The 19,736-nt window shown below is 59.4% G+C and carries 16 protein-coding genes; 12 read left to right on the forward strand and 4 right to left on the reverse strand.

From position 1 onward, the window contains the following. The 3 genes from AC13Q5_RS16970 to AC13Q5_RS16980 all read right to left on the reverse strand — a co-directional run bounded on the left by AC13Q5_RS16970 (position 1) and on the right by AC13Q5_RS16980 (position 3,469). A complete protein-coding gene (locus AC13Q5_RS16970; RefSeq protein WP_075854302.1) occupies positions 1–1,536 on the reverse strand; it encodes a sugar ABC transporter ATP-binding protein in 1,536 nt (511 codons plus the stop codon). Between the two features lie 73 nt (positions 1,537–1,609). Next, entirely contained in the window at positions 1,610–2,605 is a 996-nt protein-coding gene (gene rhaS / locus AC13Q5_RS16975; protein WP_488502507.1) for a rhamnose ABC transporter substrate-binding protein, read from the reverse strand. A 51-nt stretch (positions 2,606–2,656) separates the two neighbouring features. Beyond that, positions 2,657–3,469: a DeoR/GlpR family DNA-binding transcription regulator gene (locus tag AC13Q5_RS16980; RefSeq protein WP_488502508.1), complete on the reverse strand. Its 813-nt coding sequence runs from the start codon at positions 3,467–3,469 to the stop codon at positions 2,657–2,659. A gap of 209 nt (positions 3,470–3,678) precedes the next feature. Here AC13Q5_RS16980 and AC13Q5_RS16985 point away from each other — a divergent pair, with 209 nt between their 5' ends. Together AC13Q5_RS16985 and rhaI are read left to right on the forward strand one after the other, a co-directional pair. Next, on the forward strand, positions 3,679–5,775 hold the full coding sequence (locus tag AC13Q5_RS16985) for a bifunctional rhamnulose-1-phosphate aldolase/short-chain dehydrogenase (RefSeq protein ID WP_488502509.1): 2,097 nt from the start codon (positions 3,679–3,681) through the stop codon (positions 5,773–5,775). 64 nt (positions 5,776–5,839) lie between these two features. Further along, the gene (gene rhaI / locus AC13Q5_RS16990) at positions 5,840–7,132 is read left to right on the forward strand and encodes an L-rhamnose catabolism isomerase (protein ID WP_488502510.1); all 1,293 of its coding nucleotides are present in this window, start codon (positions 5,840–5,842) and stop codon (positions 7,130–7,132) included. Positions 7,133–7,174: 42 nt separating this feature from the next. Here rhaI and AC13Q5_RS16995 read toward each other — a convergent pair whose 3' ends face one another. Continuing rightward, complete coding sequence (locus AC13Q5_RS16995; protein ID WP_075853920.1) at positions 7,175–7,885, reverse strand: helix-turn-helix transcriptional regulator; 711 nt, start codon at positions 7,883–7,885, stop codon at positions 7,175–7,177. A gap of 101 nt (positions 7,886–7,986) precedes the next feature. On the opposite strand from AC13Q5_RS16995, the gene AC13Q5_RS17000 reads away from it, so the two are divergent. From AC13Q5_RS17000 to AC13Q5_RS17045, 10 genes are all read left to right on the forward strand, one after another. Next, positions 7,987–8,385, forward strand: coding sequence for a VOC family protein (locus tag AC13Q5_RS17000; protein ID WP_075853921.1), 399 nt, complete (start codon positions 7,987–7,989; stop codon positions 8,383–8,385). Positions 8,386–8,830: 445 nt separating this feature from the next. Next, positions 8,831–9,625: an HpcH/HpaI aldolase family protein gene (locus AC13Q5_RS17005; RefSeq protein ID WP_488502511.1), complete on the forward strand. Its 795-nt coding sequence runs from the start codon at positions 8,831–8,833 to the stop codon at positions 9,623–9,625. Positions 9,626–10,143: 518 nt separating this feature from the next. Next, positions 10,144–11,205, forward strand: a complete 1,062-nt coding sequence (locus AC13Q5_RS17010; protein ID WP_488502752.1) for a LacI family transcriptional regulator — start codon at positions 10,144–10,146, stop codon at positions 11,203–11,205. A gap of 671 nt (positions 11,206–11,876) precedes the next feature. Further along, positions 11,877–12,773 carry a fructose bisphosphate aldolase gene (locus tag AC13Q5_RS17015; RefSeq protein ID WP_488502512.1) on the forward strand — a complete coding sequence of 299 codons (897 nt, stop codon included), beginning with the start codon at positions 11,877–11,879 and terminating at the stop codon, positions 12,771–12,773. Between the two features lie 430 nt (positions 12,774–13,203). After that, positions 13,204–14,133, forward strand: coding sequence for a sugar phosphate isomerase/epimerase family protein (locus AC13Q5_RS17020; protein ID WP_488502513.1), 930 nt, complete (start codon positions 13,204–13,206; stop codon positions 14,131–14,133). An 11-nt stretch (positions 14,134–14,144) separates the two neighbouring features. Beyond that, entirely contained in the window at positions 14,145–15,278 is a 1,134-nt protein-coding gene (locus AC13Q5_RS17025) for a Gfo/Idh/MocA family protein (RefSeq protein WP_488502514.1), read from the forward strand. 198 nt (positions 15,279–15,476) lie between these two features. Further along, positions 15,477–16,724 (forward strand): ABC transporter substrate-binding protein, encoded by a 1,248-nt coding sequence (locus AC13Q5_RS17030; protein WP_488502515.1) that lies wholly within the window; start codon positions 15,477–15,479, stop codon positions 16,722–16,724. A gap of 146 nt (positions 16,725–16,870) precedes the next feature. After that, positions 16,871–17,737, forward strand: a complete 867-nt coding sequence (locus tag AC13Q5_RS17035; protein WP_075853927.1) for a carbohydrate ABC transporter permease — start codon at positions 16,871–16,873, stop codon at positions 17,735–17,737. Next, positions 17,737–18,645, forward strand: a complete 909-nt coding sequence (locus AC13Q5_RS17040) for a carbohydrate ABC transporter permease (protein WP_457879473.1) — start codon at positions 17,737–17,739, stop codon at positions 18,643–18,645. Before AC13Q5_RS17035 ends, AC13Q5_RS17040 begins: the two co-directional genes overlap by 1 nt. Positions 18,646–18,648: 3 nt before the next feature. Then, complete coding sequence (locus AC13Q5_RS17045; protein WP_488502516.1) at positions 18,649–19,734, forward strand: ABC transporter ATP-binding protein; 1,086 nt, start codon at positions 18,649–18,651, stop codon at positions 19,732–19,734. Positions 19,735–19,736: the final 2 nt, after the last annotated feature.

Genomic DNA, 19,736 nt, shown 5'->3' on the forward strand with positions numbered 1-19,736 from the left:
CTATGCATTTCCCGTGGCGGCACGGACGAGTGTTTCCGGTGTCAGCTCCTCGCGGTCAAAAAGACCAGCCGACAGACCCTCTTTCATAACGAGTACGCGATCCGCCATGCCGATGATCTCCGGCAGTTCGGAAGAGATCATGATGATGCTCAGGCCCTCGGCCGCCAGCTCGCTGATGAACCCATGGACGGCGGCCTTCGAACCGATATCGATGCCCTTTGTGGGCTCGTCGAGAATGATGATCTTCGGCTGTGTCGCCAGCCATTTGCCGATGACCACTTTCTGCTGATTGCCGCCGGACAAAGTGCCGACAGGCACGGAAAGGGCGGCTGCGCGCAGATCGAGCCGTTCGGCATATTTGCGGGCAAGAGCGAATTCGTTGGCCGCCTTCAGGAAGCCCTTGCGCGAGGTGCGTCCGAGCGACGGCAGCGACATGTTCTGATAGATCGGCATCGGCAGCGCCAAGCCGTGGCGGCCACGCTCTTCCGGCACGTAGACGATGCCCGCACCGATGGCGTCCTGGGGCGACCGCACCTGGATTTCCTGACCGTCGAGCGTCAGGCGACCTGAGAGCGGCTTGGTGATGCCGAAGAGCGATTGGCAAAGCTCCGAGCGTCCGGCGCCGATCAGGCCATAAATGCCAAGGATCTCGCCGCGCCTCAGCTTGAAGGAGATATCGCGGAATTCCGTGCGGTGACAATATTTGTCGACTTCTAGAACCGTTTCCCCGAGCGCTACCGCAACCTTGGGAAAAGCGTTGCCGACATCGCGTCCGACCATCATGCGGACGATTTCATCCTGCGGCGTCGCCTTCAGCTCGCCGTGGCCGACGTCGCGGCCGTCGCGGAAGACGACGAAATTATCGGCGATTTCATAGAGTTCGTCGAACTTGTGGCTGATGAACAGGATGGCCTTGCCCTTTGCCTTCAATCCCTCGACGATGCGGAAGAGATCGTCGATCTCCTTGCGCGAAAGGGCGGCGGTGGGCTCGTCCATGATGACGATGCGGGCCTCGATCGACAAAGCGCGAGCAATCGCTACAAGATGGCGCTGCGCAATGGAGAGGTCTTTCAATCGGGTTGTCGGATCGATGGCGCTTTCAAGGGATTGGAGAAGCTCCTTCGACCGGCTGTTCATCCGCTTCCAGTCGATGGTTCGCCAGGATGTGCGCGGCGCATGGCCGAGAAAGATGTTTTCGGCGACGGTGAGCTCATCGAAGAGCACGGTTTCCTGATGGATGGCCGTCACGCCGGCATCGATTGCCGCCTGCGCATTGGAGAAAGCCATCGGCTTGCCATCGACGAGGATTTCACCTTCGTTCGGACGATAAATGCCTGTGAGAATCTTGACGAGGGTCGATTTCCCCGCGCCGTTTTCGCCGATCAGGGCGGTCACCTTGCCGGGGTAGAGCGAAATGCTGACGCCATCCAGCGCTTTCACGCCGGGGAAGATCTGGGAAATGCCGCGCATTTCCAGGATGGCTTGATGGTTCGCGGTGGGTGCGTCCGCTAGAGAACGTTGAAGAACTGTGGTCATCAGCAATGTACCGGATCAATGAAACCAGGTCCGGCGGCTGACGCCGCCGGAGAGCTGCGAGTTCGATTTTCGATCAGAAAACCTTGGAGAACTGATCGATGTTCGAAGCGTTGTAGACGAACGGATCGGCCATGGCGGCTTCGCCGTTTTCGCCAACCTTGATCTTGCCCATGCGGCCGGCATTGATTTCGCTGCCCGGCTTGCCGTCGGTTTCGCCCTTGATGAGGCGATAGGCGATCTGCGTTGCGGAATAGCCGAGATCGATCGGGTTCCAGATCGCAAATTCCTTCGTCGCGCCAGACTTGATGGCGCCGGCCATTTCAGATGGCAGGCCGAGGCCGGTCACGTAGACCTGGCCGATCTTGCCGGCATCCTTGACGGCCTGCGAAGCAGCAAGCACGCCCACCGTCGTCGGGGCAACGATGACCTTGACTTCCGGATGCGAGGTCAGGAGGCCCTGGGCCTCACGATAGCTCTTGTCCGAGAGGTCGTCACCATAAACCGTCGTGACCAGATTGAGGCCCGGGAAGTCCTTCAGCTGCTTCTTCATCTCGCCGATCCAGATGTTCTGGTTGGTCGACGTGGTCGTTGCCGACAGGATGGCGAAGTTGCCCTTGCCGCCGTCGAGATGATCCTTGGCGAGCGTCAGGCACATCTTGCCGATCAGCTCGTTGGACGAAGGGTTCAGCTGCAGGATGCGGCCGGCCTTGGCGACGCCGGAATCCCAGGAGATGACCTTGATGCCGCGCTGCGCCGCCTTCTTGAGGGCCGGCACGACTGCATCGGGATCGTTTGCGGAAATCGCGATGGCGTCAACACCCTGCGCGATCAGCGAGTTGATGACTTCGATCTGGCCTTCAGCCGTGGTCGAGGTCGGGCCGGTGTAGATCACCTGCACGCCGCCAAGATCCTTGGCTGCTTCCTGGGCGCCCTTGTTGGCGGCCTCGAAGAAGCCGTTGCCCAGCGACTTCACGACGAGACCAATCTTGATGTCCTTGGCACTTGCAGCACCGGCGAAAAGCGTGGCCGCGAGCGCAACGCCGATCGCCAGTTTCTTTGCTATATTCATGTCACTTCCTCCCAAAGTTGATAGGCTATGCTCACCCCATCGCCGCGTATTTTATGCGACCGACGGGGAATCTTCCTCCTCGGCCTGAGCCGAAACGCTTGCGATAACAAGCGAAACACCGGCGTCCTCGATCATGCGTACCGTCTCTGCCGTCACGCCATCATCGGTGATGATCGTCGAAACCTGTTCGAGCGGGCAAAGGATCAGGCTTGAACGCTGACGGAACTTGCTGGAATCCACCATGACGACGAGCTCGTCGGCCTGGCGCATGAGCTTCTGTTCGCTCTGGATGACTAGTGCGTCGGCTTCCATGACGCCGAGCGGGCCAACACCCTGTGCGCCAATAAACATGCGCCGGGCGTAGAAATTCCGAATGGTGTCATTGTCGAAGGGCGAAAGGATCAGGCTCTGCTCGCGATAAATCGCGCCGCCCGGCACTGTCACCGTATTCTTCGAATGCTTGACCAGATGTTCGGCAATGGCGAACGAATTTGTCATTACCTGCAGCCGGAAGGCTGAAATATAGTGAACGAGCTGGAATGTCGTCGTGCCGCCATTGATGATGATAGCGTCGCCGGGATTGCAGAGTTCGGCGGCCTTGCGCGCAATTGTGCGTTTCCTATCGATATTGACGGCTTCGGAGACCCGGAACGGCCGTGCCGCCAGATTGCCAAGTTGCGGGGGATGGATCGATTCCGCGCCGCCACGCACGCGCCGGATCTTTCCCTGCACATGCAGGGCAGCGATATCACGGCGTATCGTCGCTTCCGAAGCCTCGGTCAGCTCGGAAATATCCTGAATCGTCACGACAGACTTTTCCTGTACGGCGCTCAGAATAATGCGATGGCGTTCACGTTCGTGCATCGGCTCCTCCTTATTGGCGGTTATTTCGCAAATATGACAAAGTGTCAATCACAAACGATCATAAACTTTCATATTGCATCGCAACATTATCGAATTTGATCGTTTTCGATTGACAAGGTGACCATGCGTGAGCGATACCCTGCTCACAAAGGGCGGTTCCACTCATGATCCGATCCGCCTGCAGGACTTGATTTTCAAGGGAGGATGACATGGCGGCTGGCGTTCAGCTTCTGAAAAACCGTTGGGATGATGCATATGCGGCCGGTCTCGATGAGCCGGGCAAGCTGCTTTATCGCTCGAATCTGCTCGGTGCCGACAAGCGTATCACCAACTACGGCGGCGGCAACACCTCGGCCAAGGTCATGGAAACCGATCCGCTCTCCGGCCAAAAGGTCAAGGTGCTCTGGGTCAAGGGCTCCGGCGGCGATGTCGGCACCATTAAGCTCGACGGTTTCGCGACGCTCTATCAGGACAAGCTCGACAGCCTCAAGAACATCTACCAAGGCGTTGCCGACGAGGATCGCATGGTCGGCTTCCTGCCGCACTGCACCTTCAACCTCAATGCGCGCGCCGCTTCGATCGATACGCCGCTGCACGGCTTCGTGCCGTTCATCCATGTCGATCACATGCACCCCGATGCCATCATCGCCATCGCGGCTTCCAAGAATTCCCGCGAACTGACGCGCGAGATCTTCGGCGACGACATCGGCTGGCTGCCCTGGCGCCGCCCTGGCTTCCAGCTCGGTCTCGATCTCGAAGCTTTCGTTAAGGCGCACCCGAATGCCAAGGGCGTCGTGCTCGAAAGCCATGGCCTCTTTACCTGGGCCAATGATGCCAAGGCATGCTATGAACTGACGCTTCAGATCATCAACAAGGCGATCGAATGGTTTGCCGCCAAGACGGAAGGCAAGACGATTTTCGGCGGCGCGGTCGTCGAAAGCCTGCCGCAGGCGGAGCGGCGCGCCATTGCCGCACGGCTGATGCCGGAGATCCGCGGTCGCATCGGCAAAGCCGAGCGCAAGCTCGGCGATTTCGACGATCAGGATGCCGTGCTCGAATTCGTCAATTCGAAGAGCCTTCGTCCGCTCGGCGCGCTCGGTACCAGCTGCCCGGATCACTTTCTGCGCACCAAGATTCGTCCGCTGATCGTAGACTTCGATCCGGCAACACCTGATGTCGACGCCGTCATTGCCGGCCTCGACAAGGCGTTGGAAGACTATCGCGCCGACTACGCGCGCTATTACAACGACTGCAAGCATGACAACTCGCCTGCAATGCGCGACCCGAACCCGGTGATCTTCCTCGTTCCCGGCGTCGGCATGCTGTCCTTTGCTCGCGACAAGGCGACTGCCCGTATCGCCGGCGAATTCTATGTCAACGCCATCAACGTCATGCGCGGGGCATCCACGGTTTCCGAATATCAAGGCCTGCCTGAACAGGAAGCCTTCGATATTGAATACTGGTTGCTGGAAGAGGCAAAGCTGCAGCGCATGCCCAAGCCGAAAAGCCTTGCCGGCCGCGTCGCTTTCGTCACCGGCGGCGCCGGCGGCATCGGCCGTGCGACGGCGGCACGCCTAGTGGGCGAGGGTGCCTGCGTCGTTCTGGCTGATATCGACCAGTCAGCACTTGAAAGCACACAGGCCGATTTCGCCAAGAGATATGGTGCGGATGCGGTGCGCAGCGTCAAGCTGGACGTCACCAAGGAAGATGCCGTCATCTCCTCCTTTGCCGAGGCTTGCGTCGAATTCGGCGGCGTCGACATTCTCGTATCGAATGCCGGTATCGCTTCGTCCGCGCCGATCGAGAGCACCGAGCTTTCGATGTGGAACCGTAATATCGATATTCTCGCGACCGGCTATTTCCTCGTCTCGCGCGAAGCCTTCCGGCTGTTCCGCCGCCAAAATCTCGGTGGCAACGTTGTCTTCGTCGCATCGAAGAACGGTCTGGCCTCCTCGCCGAATGCCGCCGCCTATTGCACGGCAAAGGCAGCAGAGATCCATCTCGCCCGCTGCCTGGCGCTGGAAGGTGCAGAAGCCGGCATCCGCGTCAACACCGTCAATCCCGATGCCGTCCTTCGCGGCTCGAAGATCTGGAACGGCGAATGGCGCGAGCAGCGCGCCGCCTCCTCGAAGATCGAGGTGGATGAGCTCGAGGAACATTACCGCAAGCGCTCGATGCTGAAGCTCAATGTCTTCCCCGAGGACATTGCCGAGGCGATCTACTTCCTGGCCTCTGATTTGTCCGCCAAGTCGACCGGCAACATCATCAACGTCGACGCCGGCAACGCGCAGAGCTTTACGCGCTGATATCAAACGGCCTGCGCCGCGGCTATGCTTGCCGGCGCGGGCCTTCATCGTCTGGGAGGAAAGAATGGCCGAGTTTAGAATTGCGCCCGATCTGGTTGCTGCAGAAAACGACAAGCGCGCCGCCGCGCTGAAATCCGACTATGAGGCGCTTGGCGCCACGCTCGCCCGTCGCGGCGTCGATATCGAGGCCGTCACCAAGAAGGTTTCCGAATTCTTCGTTGCCGTCCCGTCCTGGGGTGTTGGTACCGGCGGCACCCGCTTCGCCCGCTTCCCCGGTACCGGCGAGCCGCGCGGCATTTTCGACAAGCTCGATGATTGCGCCGTCATCCAGCAGCTGACACGGGCAACGCCGAGGGTTTCGCTGCATATTCCCTGGGACAAGGCGGATGCGCGTGAGCTCAAAGCCAAGGGCGACGCGCTCGGCCTCGGCTTTGACGCCATGAACTCCAATACATTTTCCGATGCGCCCGGCCAGGCTCATTCCTACAAGTTCGGTTCGCTCAGCCACGTCGACGCAGCAACGCGCGCCCAGGCGGTCGAGCACAACATCGAATGCATCGAGATCGGCAAGGCGCTCGGCTCGAAGGCACTGACCGTTTGGATCGGTGACGGCTCGAACTTCCCCGGCCAGACGAATTTCACCAAGGCGTTCGAGCGCTATCTCGCCGCCATGGCCGATATCTACAAGGCGTTGCCGGATGACTGGCGGCTGTTCTCCGAGCACAAGATGTACGAGCCGGCTTTCTATTCGACTGTGGTTCAGGACTGGGGCACTAATTACCTGATTGCGCAAACGCTCGGCCCCAAGGCGCATTGCCTCGTCGATCTCGGCCACCACGCGCCGAACACGAATATCGAGATGATCGTCGCGCGCCTCATCCAGTTCGGCAAGCTTGGCGGTTTCCACTTCAACGATTCGAAATATGGCGATGACGATCTTGATGCCGGCGCCATCGAGCCTTATCGCCTGTTCCTCGTCTTCAACGAGCTGGTCGACGCCGAACGGCGTGGAGTCAACGACTTCAATCCGGCTCACATGATCGACCAGTCGCACAATGTCACGGACCCGATCGAAAGCCTGATCTCCAGCGCCAACGAGATCCGCCGCGCCTATGCGCAGGCGCTGATCGTCGATCGCAACGCGCTCGGCGATTATCAGGACGCGAACGACGCTCTGATGGCATCGGAAACGCTGAAGCGTGCCTATCGCGCCGATGTCGAGCCCATCCTTGCTGAAGCACGTCGCCGCGCCGGCGGCGCGATCGATCCGGTCGCGACCTACAGGGCGAGCGGTTATCGCGCCAAGGTCGCCGCCGAGCGCCCTGCATCGGTTGCCGGTGGCGGTGGGATCATCTGAGATGATCGGGTGCCGGCGGACAATTGCGTCGGCACCCGACACTTACTTTTTCCGCAGGGAGTGCTGGAGTTCGGCCTCTCGCCAGGCGGACCAGCGGCGACGCAGCTCGCCTGGCCGCAGGCCATGACCTTCATCAAGCATATCAGCCTTGAGAATTCGCTCCGTGCGGAAGTGCCGGAAGCCCTGGCGTAGCTCGCACCATGCCACCAGAATGCGGCTCGTATCGGAATAGCCGAGGATGACGGGCCACACCGTCCTTGCCGTTTCCTCGCCCGCTTCGGCGCGGTAGAGCAGCCGAAGCTTTCGCCCTTCGCGGACGGCGACGCGCAGCATCTGCAGGTCGATGCTTTCTTCCTCCGCTCCCGGAATGACGGGTCTGGCGCCGACGCTCGGCTCCAGGATGAAGGGACGCAGATGTGCGGGAACAATCGCGGTGATCTTCGCAACCACATCGCGTGCGGCATTGGCGAGGGTTTTGTCGGCGTGATCCGCAACCCATTGTGCTCCGAGGACGACAGCCTCGATCTCCTCGGGTGTCAGCATCAGCGGCGGCATTTCATAGCCGGGTGAGAGCAGATATCCGAAGCCCGCCTCGCCCTCGATCGGAACGCGCTGGCTCATCAGATCGGCAACGTCGCGATAGACCGTGCGCTTCGAGACCTCGAGTTCATCCGCGAGCGCGGCGGCAGTCACCGGCCGGCTGGACCGACGCAATATCTGTATGATCTGAAACAAACGGTCGGCGCGACGCATTCCTGCTGACTCCTGCTGCCAGTATGGTGGCAACAGCCTTATGCGACAAGAGCCTTCGAGCCGCCACGACACCGTCGGCGGGATTTTTGAAGGAGCCTCCGATGAAATTAGCATCCACGCGTCTGATTGCTTCAGACATCAAGAAGATGGTCGGCTTTTATGAGATGGTCACGGGTCAATCGGCCGAGTGGCGGGCGCCGGTCTTTGCCGAGATCGTCACTCCCGGAGCAACGCTTGCGATCGGAAGCGCTGATACCGTTGCCCTGTTTCGCGAGGGCAGCGCCGAACCCTCAGCCAATCGTTCGCTCATCATTGAATTCCAGGTCGATGATGTCGATGCCGAATTTGCGCGGTTGAAGGATATGGTGGAGGTCGTGCACGAGCCGAAGCTGATGCCATGGGGCAACCGCGCGGGCCAGATCCGTGATCCTGATGGAACGCTGATCAGCCTCTATACGCCGGTCACGGACTTTGCAAAGCAGCGTTTTGCGGGGCGTTGACTGCTCAAAATTCGCGAAAAATCCACAACGGGGTTCCAATTCGCGCAGCGGCCCGCAGGCTCTCTGAAGTCGCGGGCAAAGGAGACCTTTAGACGCCGCATGTCGCGCGCTCATCGGAGCTTGAATAATGGGCGGGCGATGTCGTTGGACTGACGGCATCGCCCGCTTCCAGTCGCTTTCCTGCGACGCCGTCTATATGATTCACCGCCTAACCAACCGAAATAGCTGCATATTTGTCATGGTCGTCTGGCATGTTGAAATCACCTTCATGCGCGGTAGGCGCTGCGGTTGAAGCCTTGTTTTATCCATCTGCGTCTGTCGCATGTGCACTTTCGAGTGGCCCGGCAACGGGAATTGGGTATTGTCGATTGCAACGGCTCGCCGGGATTTGGCGGTCGAGGCTGGCTTCAAAGAAGAGCCTGTTGTTGATAGGTGAGGAAAGACGATGACGACTGACATTAGCGGTTTTGCCGGACGCCTGAAGCGCCGCGAGAACGGCGGCATGATCTCCGGCTGGGTCGGCATACCCGACCCGATGCTCGTCAACCATCTGGCGCAGGAGGATTTCGATACCGTTGTGCTCGATATGCAGCATGGCATGTGGAACATGGAGTCTGCCGCCAACGGAATTGCCTATGTGCGTCTGGCCGGCAAGCCGGTGATCGCTCGCATTCCCGTCGGTGATTTCGCCTCCGCCTCGCGGCTTCTCGATGCTGGCGCCTCTGCCATCATCGCGCCGATGATCAACTCCGCCGATGACGCCCGTGCGCTGGTGAAGGCAACCAAGTATCCGCCGCTCGGCGAACGCAGTTGGGGTCCGTCGCTGGCGCTCAATCATTTTGGCCTGCCAGCCGAAGATTATCTGCAGAGTGCCAATAGCCTGACCGTCACCATCGCCATGGTCGAAACCCGGACTGCTCTGGACGCGATCGACGAGATTCTTGCCGTTGACGGTATCGATGGCATCTTCGTCGGTCCGTCAGATCTTTCGATTGCGCTTTCGAACGGTGCCCGGCTCGCGCCCGATAGCGCCGCGATCGATCAAGCGCTTGCGACCGTGTTTGCACGCTGCCGTGCCCACGGCAAGGTGATCTGCGCCTTTGGAGGCGACGGCGCTCGTGCCGGAGAATATCTCAAGCTCGGCCTCGATCTGGTTATCGCCGGCACGGAAACGGCACAGCTAAGGGCAGGTGCGCGCACCGCCATTCAGGCTGCGCGCAAGATCGCAGAGCAGGACTGACGTCTTACAGGCTTGCCGAAGCAGTTCCGGACAAGCCGATGCGCGCTATTTGATGACGAAGAATAGTTTTGGACCTGCCGCTATGAATGCAGCGGCAGGTCCAAACATTTACAACGCTGGACGACAAGCACCAAATCCCATCAGTTTACGAGCTTTACAAAGCAGGGATTATACGATTCTTCGCCACATCCGCCGCGGGCTTTCGCCGACGGGATCGTGTTTTGAATGGCGATGGCGGCAACGATACGGCAATGATCGTCAAAACAGTTCTCGTATATTTATCCATGAGATTCCCCCGGTGACAGATAAATGAAACATCTGCACCTTAAAATTGCTTTTCTGAACGCTTGCTGAATATTAATGCTTAGAGTTGTGTCCGCGTGCCGCCTGACCGTGGTTGGAGAGACGGCCTAAACAAGCATTTATCTCTCCTGCGTTGACTGTAACCCGTGCTTGCATCCTCGCCTGGCAGCGGGCATTCTCCCGCCGACATGGCGGAGCGAGATGATTTGTCGAAGGTGCATGGATTGGCGCTAGGGCGCGGCTTGCGGCGCGAGGCGGGCCAGCGCGTGACGCTGCGGACGGTTGCGACAGCGCTCGGTCTTTCGGTGACGACGGTCAGCCGAGCGTTGAAGGAAGGTCCCGAGGTCAATCGGGAGACGATCGAGCTGGTCAAGCGTGTCGCTGGCGAGCTCGGTTATCGCCCGAATCTCGGCGGCATCAATCTGCGCACCGGCAAGACCCACGCCATCGGCATCGTGTTGCCATTCGGGCGTGAGGGTGAGATGAACATCGTCGTTGCCTCGCTGATCGAGGGCGCCTCGCGTTACATGAAGGCGCGGGGATACCGTACCACGATCGTGCCGCAGCTCCAGGCCGACGATCCGCTCGCGACGGTGCGCGATATCGTCGAGGAGGGATCGGTCGACGGTATCATCATCACGCATACGACCCCACAGGACGATCGCGTCAAATATCTGCTCGAGGTCGGCATGCCCTTTGTCACTTTCGGCCGCACCGAGCTCTTGAGCGCTCATCCAAGCATCGATCTCGATCATGAAGTGATCGGCGCGGAGGCTGCACGCCTGCTTTTGGATGCCGGACACAACATGCCGCTATTGATTGCGCCGAGCCGCCAGTTCACCTATAGCCTGCAATTCGTTCGCGGCTGGCGCAGGACCTTTGCCGAACGCCATTTGAGTGTTCCGGATAGTCTCATCCATTTTACTGCGGTGACGCCTGACAACGGGCGCGAGATGGCAAAACGTGTCGCGGCCTCGCACCCGGAGGCGACGGCCGCCTTCGTGGCCAGCGAAGAGGCTGCTCTCGGTTTCCTTGCCGGCCTGCGCGATGCCGGGCGGCAGGCGGGCAAGGATTTCGCCCTGATCACCTATGGCGGCACGGCACTGCCCGATTTCTTCAATCCACCGCTTAGCACCTTCTATTACTCGAACCACGCGATAGGGGAGCGATTGGCCGCCTTCCTGCATCGGGCGATCGCCGGCGAAAATCCGGTCGAGCTGCGTGAAGTCGTTCGCGCCGAATTCGTGGATCACCACAGCCAGCTGCGTCGCGCTTGAGCGATGTCGCAATCTGTGGGCTGAGCGGAAGCGCGAATGCTATGCCGTGGGCAGGTGAGCATAGCTGAAGATGGATGAGGTAGCGCTACCGGATCCAAGCGCTGAAAACCACCGTTCGATATCGACTTGATATTCTGAAACTGTCGCAGGTTCTACGCCACTATCGTCTCAGGATTCGATGGTTATGGTATCTCCTCATGAGCGTCCGGAAATTGCGATGCCGTTCGTCCTTCCCGTTCGTTTGCGCCAGGAAAACGTGCTGCAAAACCCAAACCAAAAGCGAAGTAGCTCAAAACGGCTCAAGTCACACAGGTGGCGAAAAGCCGAAGCTGAAATATTATTCGACCGGGCCTAGGCACGCGATCTTCCGGTAATAGCCGCCTTAATCGGTTTATTCGACGAGTTGGCGCGGAAAGGACCGTGTTGGTGAGCCGTCATACCCAAAACTCCGTGGTTCGTGGTCATTGATTTCTCGAAAATGCTGTGCATTTCGACTGGATAACAAAGGGAATTCCGTTAGGTTTCTCAGATATTGGAGGCTTGCATGACCGCTCCAGGGGCGAGATTGTTCGCCAAGGTCGATATTTGTAACCGATCGGTGATGCCGGAAGGCTTGTCCGATCCAGAAAGTCCGTATGCGCCACGCGGCGCTGCGCAATAGGGAGAAAAGTATGGCTGACGAAAAGATGTTGTCGCAGATGTCGGGTGAGGGTGGCTTCATCGCCGCGCTCGATCAGAGCGGAGGCTCGACACCGGGCGCCCTGCGTCTCTATGGGATCGCTGATTCCGATTATAGCGGCGATGAGGAAATGTTCCGTCTGATGCACGAAATGCGGGTGCGCATCATGACGGCTCCTTCCTTTTCCGGAGACAAGGTGATCGGCGCCATCCTATTCGAGCGAACCATGGATGGAGAGGCGAAGGGTAAGCCGGTTCCCTCCTATCTCTGGCAGGACCGCGGCGTCGTTCCGTTCCTCAAGGTCGACAAGGGACTGGCAGCCGAGGAGAACGGCGTGCAGGTGATGAAGCCGATGCCAGATCTCGACGATTTGCTCGCCCGTGCGGTGAAGAAGGGTATCTTCGGGACCAAGATGCGCTCGGTGATTGCTAACGCCGACAAGACCGGCATTGCCGCGGTGGTGAAGCAGCAGTTCGAAATCGGTCACCAGATCCTCGGCCATGGTCTCGTGCCGATCATCGAGCCGGAAGTTTCGATCAAGAGCCCGACCAAGCAGGAGGCCGAAGCCATCCTGCGCGACGAGATTGCGCAGAGGCTCGACACTGTGCCGGCAGGCGTGAAGGTGATGCTCAAGCTGACGATCCCGACGGTTCCTGATTTCTACAAGCCCCTCGTCGATCACAAGGTCGTGGCCCGTGTCGTCGCGCTGTCGGGCGGCTACAGCCGCACGGATGCCTGTGAGAAGCTCAGCCATAACCATGGAATGATCGCCAGCTTCTCGCGCGCCTTGACCGAAGACCTCCGTGTATCGATGAGCGACGCCGAATTCGACGCCAGCCTCGCGAAGACCATTGACGAGATTTATCAGGCAAGTGTCGTAAAAGCCTGACCTGATCAAGACGCCGGGTCTAAAACGGCCCGGCGTCAATCAATTGCTGATAGAGCCTGACGCCGCAATCGCTGCTGGTGTTGCACGACCGGCTACCGTGGCTCTTATTGAAGCGGTGGAGGCTGCTGATGGTTTTACCGCCTTGCCTATTGCAAGCAAGGCTCCCGCTTAGGCCCATTGTTACTCACCCCAATATGCCACCGATCACAATATGAGCCGATCTCCGCAAGAAATTCGTGACGTTACGAATTTTGATATTTGAGTGGAAGCCGGTAGGAAATCCCAAATCATAAGAGATTGACAGCGTCACCATTTTCCATAATCGTAACGTTACGGATTGCCAAAATTGAGTGGGAGGCTCGTTGGCAGTACCCATGACACAGGCGCGGAGCCCTACACTGGGCAGGTCCGTATTCCACGGGAGGATGATGTGAGCAGCGGCTCGCTTTTTTTCGGATCGCCAATTTGGACCTTCAACTGGAACCCGCCCTATCAGGCGCCCTTGCGGCGGCTCGCTCGAACCGGGTGCAAGGGTTTTGAGCTCACAGCATGGTCGGTGGATATGCTGGCCTATTACACGCCCGAAACTATTCGCGAGCTGAAGGAGATTGCCGATGGAGAGGGGCTGGTTCTGACCAACTTCTTCTTCAATCTGCCGTTCAGCCGCGCCACGAATGCCGCCGTGTCGACCGTCGATCTCGACGGCTACAAGCGGGGAATAGATGTCGCCGCGGCCATCGGCACGCCGATCGTCACCAGCATGACACCCTATCCGTTTCAATCCGACGTCAAACCGATCCTGCAGCGGCCGATTTCGCAGGAGTGGAGCGCGGCCGTCGAGCCGCAATGGGACTGGCCGGGTGAATATGATGTCTTGGTCGAGGGATTTGCCCGAGCTTGCGAGATTGCTGCTGACGCGGGTCTCAGGGTCGCGATCGAGCCGCATCCCTATCGCTGGGTCAGCTCCGGCCAGGGCATGCTGCGCCTGATCGAGCGCACCGGTGCACCCAATCTCGGCCTGAATTTCGATCCGAGTCATCTCTTTCCGGCTGGCGACATGCCGCATTATGTCGTGCTGGCGCTCGGCGATCGCATCTTCAATACGCATCTTTCCGACAATGAGGGCCACACCAACGCTCATTGGCGGCCGGGACGCGGCAAGATCGACTGGAAGGCGATCTTCGCAGCACTTCAGGCCATCGGCTATTCCGGCCCGATCACGCTGGAGCTTGAGGATGCGCCGGGGGCATCGCATTGGACCCATTTCCGTGAAGCGACCGCTGAATTCGATGACGAGATGCGACGCGGCATGAGCTATCTCCGCGCTGTTGCCGCCGAACTTGATATCACCATTTCCTAAGAGGCAATCCAATGAACAACGAGCCCGTGAAAGTCGGCATCGTCGGCGCCGGCAACATCAGCGCTACCTATGTCGCGACCCTGCACATGTTCGATTTCATTCGCGTGAAATCGGTCTACGATCTTTATGATACGTCGGCGCGCAAACTCGCAGAGCAGTTCGGCATCGAAGCCGTTGCGCTCGATGCGATGCTCTCCGACCCGGAGATCGGCCTCATCATCAACCTGACGACGCCGGTCTCGCATTATGCCATCAGCAAGAAGGCATTGCTTGCCGGCAAGCATGTCTATTCGGAAAAGCCGCTTGGCGTTTCGATGGCCGAGGCGGAGGAGTTGATGGCGATTGCGCGGGCAGGAGACCTGCGGCTTGGTTGCGCTCCAGATACTTTCCTCGGCGGTGGTCACCAGCTGACGCGGCGCTTGCTCGATGAAGGGCGCATCGGCAAGACGATTTCGGCGACCGCCATGCTGCTCTTGCCCGGTCATGAGCATTGGCATCCCAATCCGGCTTTCTTCTATGGCCGCGGTGGCGGGCCGATGCTTGATGTCGGCCCCTATTACGTCACGAACCTCATTGCCTTGCTCGGTCCCGTGCGCGAAGTTTTCGGGACCGCGAAGATCACCCGCATCGAGCGCACGGTGAAGACCGATCCGCGCCGAGGCGAGACGATCAAGGTATTGGTGCCGACGCATCTGACGGGTGTGATGGAATTTCATAGCGGCGCGACCGTCACCATCGCCACCAGCTTCGATGTCATCAAGCACAAACACAATCAGATCGAGCTTTACGGCTCCGAAGGCTCCATGGTGACGCCGGACCCCAATAACTTCAGTGGCAAGGTCGAGATATTCCGCGATGGCGGCGAAGTGTGGGAGGAGATCCCGGTCGATCATCCCTATACGGAGGGTGTGCCCGGTCATCTCGGACTGCGCGGATTGGGCGCGGCCGAAATGGTGGATTCCCTTCGCTCGAGCCGGCAGCATCGCGTATCGTCGGAGCTTGCCTTCCACGCTTTGGAAGTCATGATGGCATTCGAACGCTCCGCCCAGTCGCGTCGCGTGGTTGCAATCCACAGTAGCTGCGGCCGTCCTGATCCGATACCGCGCGCAATAAATGAGGGACGTTTCTCATTGAGTGCGCTATAGAGTTGAGAAAATGCGGTCCTTTCGGACTGCGGGCTTGACGAAGGGGCAATGCCTGAGTGAAGCATTGCTCACTTGCTGCGGGGAACGGAGGCCCTGCAGCATAGTTTTGGAGGATCAGGAGATTCGGCATCCGATGTCTGGCGACGGCGGCGGCTGAACACAGGCGTTTGGAGAACGCCGTCAAAGGAGGAGGAACGCATGCGCAAATTGATGATGGCATTGGTCGGCGCCACGACGCTGGTCGCGGCGAGCGTAACCGGCGCTCTGGCCGAAGGCAAGAAGGCCGAGGTCCTGCATTGGTGGACTTCGGGCGGCGAAGCCGCAGCCGTGAAGGAACTGGCCAAGGCCTTCAACACCGCCGGCGGTGAATGGGTGGATACCGCGATTGCCGGCTCCGGCTCGACCGCTCGCCCGATCGGCATCAACCGCATCATCGGCGGCAATCCGCCGACGGCGATGCAGTTCAACACCGGCACGCAGATGAACGAACTTGCCCAGCAGGGTCTGCTGCGACCGCTCGACGATCTTGCCAAGGAGCAGGATTGGAAGTCGGTTCTGACGCCGGCCTTTTATCAGGCCATTCAGTTCCAGGGTCATATCTATGGCGCTCCCATCAACGACCACGGCCAGAATTGGGTTTTCTATTCCAAGGCCGTTTTCACCAAGGCCGGCGTGACGGAAGAGCCGAAGACCTGGGATGAAATGTTTGCCGCGCTCGACAAGATCAAAGCCGCCGGCCTGATCCCGGTCGCCGTCGGCGGTCAGCCCTGGCAATTGCAGTCGATGTTCAACGCCATCCTGCTCGGCGAAGGCGGCAAGGACCTCTATGCCAAGGTGTGGAAAGATCTCGACACGGATGCTGTCAAGTCCGACAAGTTCAAGCACGTGGCGGAAGTCTTTGCCAAATTGCGCAACTATCAGGATCCCGGCAGCCCGAACCGCGACTGGAACGTTGCGACCGGCATGCTGATCGATGGCAAGGCCGGTATCCAGTTCATGGGTGACTGGGCCAAGGGTGAGTTCATCCATGCCGGCCTCGTCGCCGACAAGGATTTCGGCTGCATTCTCGGGCCTGGCGAATCCAACTTCATGATGGGCGGCGATATCTTCGTCTTCCCGGTCCTGAAGGACAAGACCGCCACCGATGCCCAGACCCTGCTCGCAACGGTCATCATGTCGAAGGAAGGCCAGCTTGCCTTCAACTCCAAGAAGGGTTCCGTACCCGTGCGTCTCGACGTGGATACGTCGAAGCTCGACGCCTGCGCCCAGAAGGGCCTGAACGCGCTCAAGGACCCGAGCCGCCAGATCCTTGCTCCTGACGTGCTGACCCCGCAGGACATCGTCCAGACCGAAGGCGATCTCATCGCCCAATACTGGACGACGCCCAGCATGACGGCAGACCAATTCGCCACGCAGTTTGCGCAGGTCATCGAACAGGCGAAGTAAGCTTCGATCGACATCCATGCGGCGGCAGGTGAGCCTGCCGCCGGTTTCCATGAATGCTGAGGAGGAGCGCGCCCATGAGCAGCCCAGACACGAGCGCCACTGCCGTAAAGGCGGTTGTCGCACCTGCGAGCGTCAGTCGCAGGAAGATGCATATTTCGCCCTATGTGGCCCTGTTTCCGGCTTTCGCCATTGTGCTTCTGGCCTATGTCGTCACTGTCGTCTGGAACATCTGGATATCGTTCACGGACAGCAAGGTGTTGCCGGTCAATATCTTTGTCGGCACCAAGCAATATGAGCGGCTGTTTGCCACGGCGCGTTGGCTGATATCGCTGCAGAACGTTGTCGTCTTCGGCATTCTATTCATTGTCGGCTGTCTGATCCTCGGCTTTCTTCTCGCCGTCGCGCTCGATCAGAAGGTTCGTTTCGAAAACACCTTCCGGACGATCTTCCTCTATCCTTTTGCGATGTCTTTCATCGTCACCGGGCTTGTCTGGCAGTGGATCATGAACCCGACGCTCGGCCTGCAAAAGGTTGCGGACAGCGTCGGCTTTACCTGGTTCCGCTTCGATTGGATCGTCCAGAGCGATCTCGCGCTCTATGTCATCGTGCTTGCCGGCATCTGGCAATCGTCCGGTCTCGTCATGGCGATCATGCTCGCGGGTCTGCGAGGCGTCGACCGCGAATTGTGGAAGGCGACGCGTATCGACGGCATACCGAGCTGGCGCGTTTATCTTCACATCGTCATCCCGATCCTGAGACCGACCATCATCACAGCCAGCGTGCTTTTGGCGATTGCTGTCGTCAGGGTCTATGAGCTGGTGCTGGCGACCACGGGCGGGGGGCCGGGAATCTCGACCGAAGTGCCCGGCAAGTTCATCATGGATTACCTCTTTGGGCGCGGCAACATCGGGCTCGCAACGGGCGCATCGACAGTGATGTTCATCACCGTGGTGATCCTGGTGACGCCCTGGCTCTACTTTGAATATTTCCGCGAAAAGCCGAGGGGGAACTGATGACAACGCCATCTTCCGTCACTGGTGCCATGCAGGGTCCGACTGGGCGCAAGCCGCAGCATCTGACCCCCGGCCGCATCGGCCTTTATCTCTTTCTCGTCATTGCGGCACTGTTCTTCCTGCTGCCGCTCTACGTGATGCTCGTCACCTCGTTCAAATCCATGCCGGAGATCCGGCAAGGCAATATCTTCGCCTTTCCGCAGATGTGGTCGGCCGATGCCTGGGTTCAGGCGTGGAGCACAGCCTGCACCGGGCTTGAATGCGGCGGCATCAGCGTCGGCTTCTGGAATTCGGTGAAGATCCTGATCCCGAGCATGATCCTGTCGATCCTGATCTCGTCGCTGACCGGTTATGCGCTGTCCTTCTGGCGGGTTCGAGGGGCGAACGTGCTCTTTGCCATCCTGCTGCTCGGCGCCTTCATCCCGTATCAGGTTTTTATCTACCCGCTGGTTCTGATCTATCGCGACGTCGGCATCTATTCGACGCTGCCCTGCATCATCATCACCCATACGGTCTTCGGCCTGCCGGTTCTGACGCTTCTGTTCCGCAATTACTATTCCAGCCTGCCGATGGAGCTCTTCAAGGCGGCCCGCATCGATGGTGCGGGGCTTTGGCAGATCTTCTTCCGGCTGATGATCCCGATGTCGATCCCGATCCTGGTGGTCGCGGCGATCCTGCAGGTGACCGGTATCTGGAATGACTTCCTCTTCGGCGTCGTCTTCGCCGGCCGGGAAAACTTCCCCATGACCGTGCAGCTCAACAACATCGTCAACTCGACCCAGGGCGAGAAGCTCTACAACGTCAACATGGCGGCGACCATTCTCACCGCTTTGGTGCCGTTGATCGTCTATTTCGGCTCGGGTCGCTGGTTCGTGCGCGGCATCACCGCCGGTGCAGTCAAGGGATAGCTCATGGCCAATGTTTCCATTCGCGAACTTGCAATCGATTTCGGCAGCGTCAGCGTCCTGAAATCGCTCAATCTCGAAATACAATCCGGCGAGTTCATCGTGCTGCTTGGCCCGTCCGGCTGCGGCAAGTCGACACTGCTCAATGCGATCGCCGGGTTGACCGACATCACCGACGGCCAGATCTGGATTGGCGACAAGAACGTGACCTGGGAAGAGCCGAAAGATCGCGGCATCGGCATGGTGTTCCAGTCCTATGCGCTCTATCCGACGATGACGGTCGAGGGAAATCTCTCCTTCGGGCTGAGGATCGCCGGCATGGCGAAGGACGAAATCGCTCAGCGTGTCGACCGCGCCGTGCAGATCCTGCAGATCGATCCCTTGCGCAAGCGGCGGCCGGGTGAGCTCTCCGGCGGCCAGCGCCAGCGCGTCGCAATTGGCCGTGCCCTGGTGCGTGACGTCGATGTCTTCCTGTTCGACGAGCCGCTATCCAATCTCGATGCTAAGCTTAGAACCGAGCTGCGCGTCGAGCTCAAGCGCCTGCACAGCGGCCTCGGCTCGACCATGATCTATGTGACCCATGACCAGATCGAGGCGTTGACGCTTGCCGATCGTATCGCTGTCATGAGTGGAGGCGTCATCCAGCAGTTCGCCTCGCCGAAGGAGATCTATCGCCGCCCGGTCAATCGTTTCGTCGCCGGCTTCGTCGGTTCGCCCTCGATGAACTTCCTGTCGGGGCAGGTGACGAGCAATGGCGGCGTGCCGGCCTTCACCTTGCCCGACGGCCGCAAGATCGATCTCAACGGCTATGAATTTTCCGGTACACCCGGCGAGGGCCGCAAGGCGACGCTTGGCGTCCGGCCCGAGCAGATGCAGTTCCAGCCCGCGGGCGGGCGGGCCGCCAGCCTGCCGGCGACCTTCACCATCGTCGAGCCCATGGGCTCGGACAATCTGATCTGGGGTCAGGTCGGCGGCGAGACGCTGTCGGTGCGTATCGACGCCGATGAGGATGTCGCGCTCGATACCGAGCAGCCGGTCTATTTTCAGCCGACGCTCGCGTCGTTGTTCGGCGAAGATGGGCAGCGTCTATGAGA

Source organism: Martinezella sp. CNPSo 3964 (assembly GCF_057784375.1).

What these genes read in the sequence shown, in the direction of transcription:
- AC13Q5_RS16970 (WP_075854302.1), bottom strand. Translation starts at nt 1,536, where the DNA reads ATGACCACAGTTCTTCAACGTTCTCTAGCGGACGCACCCACCGCGAAC.
- rhaS (WP_488502507.1), bottom strand. Translation starts at nt 2,605, where the DNA reads ATGAATATAGCAAAGAAACTGGCGATCGGCGTTGCGCTCGCGGCCACG.
- AC13Q5_RS16980 (WP_488502508.1), bottom strand. Translation starts at nt 3,469, where the DNA reads ATGCACGAACGTGAACGCCATCGCATTATTCTGAGCGCCGTACAGGAA.
- AC13Q5_RS16985 (WP_488502509.1), top strand. Translation starts at nt 3,679, where the DNA reads ATGGCGGCTGGCGTTCAGCTTCTGAAAAACCGTTGGGATGATGCATAT.
- rhaI (WP_488502510.1), top strand. Translation starts at nt 5,840, where the DNA reads ATGGCCGAGTTTAGAATTGCGCCCGATCTGGTTGCTGCAGAAAACGAC.
- AC13Q5_RS16995 (WP_075853920.1), bottom strand. Translation starts at nt 7,885, where the DNA reads ATGCGTCGCGCCGACCGTTTGTTTCAGATCATACAGATATTGCGTCGG.
- AC13Q5_RS17000 (WP_075853921.1), top strand. Translation starts at nt 7,987, where the DNA reads ATGAAATTAGCATCCACGCGTCTGATTGCTTCAGACATCAAGAAGATG.
- AC13Q5_RS17005 (WP_488502511.1), top strand. Translation starts at nt 8,831, where the DNA reads ATGACGACTGACATTAGCGGTTTTGCCGGACGCCTGAAGCGCCGCGAG.
- AC13Q5_RS17015 (WP_488502512.1), top strand. Translation starts at nt 11,877, where the DNA reads ATGGCTGACGAAAAGATGTTGTCGCAGATGTCGGGTGAGGGTGGCTTC.
- AC13Q5_RS17025 (WP_488502514.1), top strand. Translation starts at nt 14,145, where the DNA reads ATGAACAACGAGCCCGTGAAAGTCGGCATCGTCGGCGCCGGCAACATC.
- AC13Q5_RS17030 (WP_488502515.1), top strand. Translation starts at nt 15,477, where the DNA reads ATGCGCAAATTGATGATGGCATTGGTCGGCGCCACGACGCTGGTCGCG.
- AC13Q5_RS17035 (WP_075853927.1), top strand. Translation starts at nt 16,871, where the DNA reads ATGCATATTTCGCCCTATGTGGCCCTGTTTCCGGCTTTCGCCATTGTG.
- AC13Q5_RS17040 (WP_457879473.1), top strand. Translation starts at nt 17,737, where the DNA reads ATGACAACGCCATCTTCCGTCACTGGTGCCATGCAGGGTCCGACTGGG.
- AC13Q5_RS17045 (WP_488502516.1), top strand. Translation starts at nt 18,649, where the DNA reads ATGGCCAATGTTTCCATTCGCGAACTTGCAATCGATTTCGGCAGCGTC.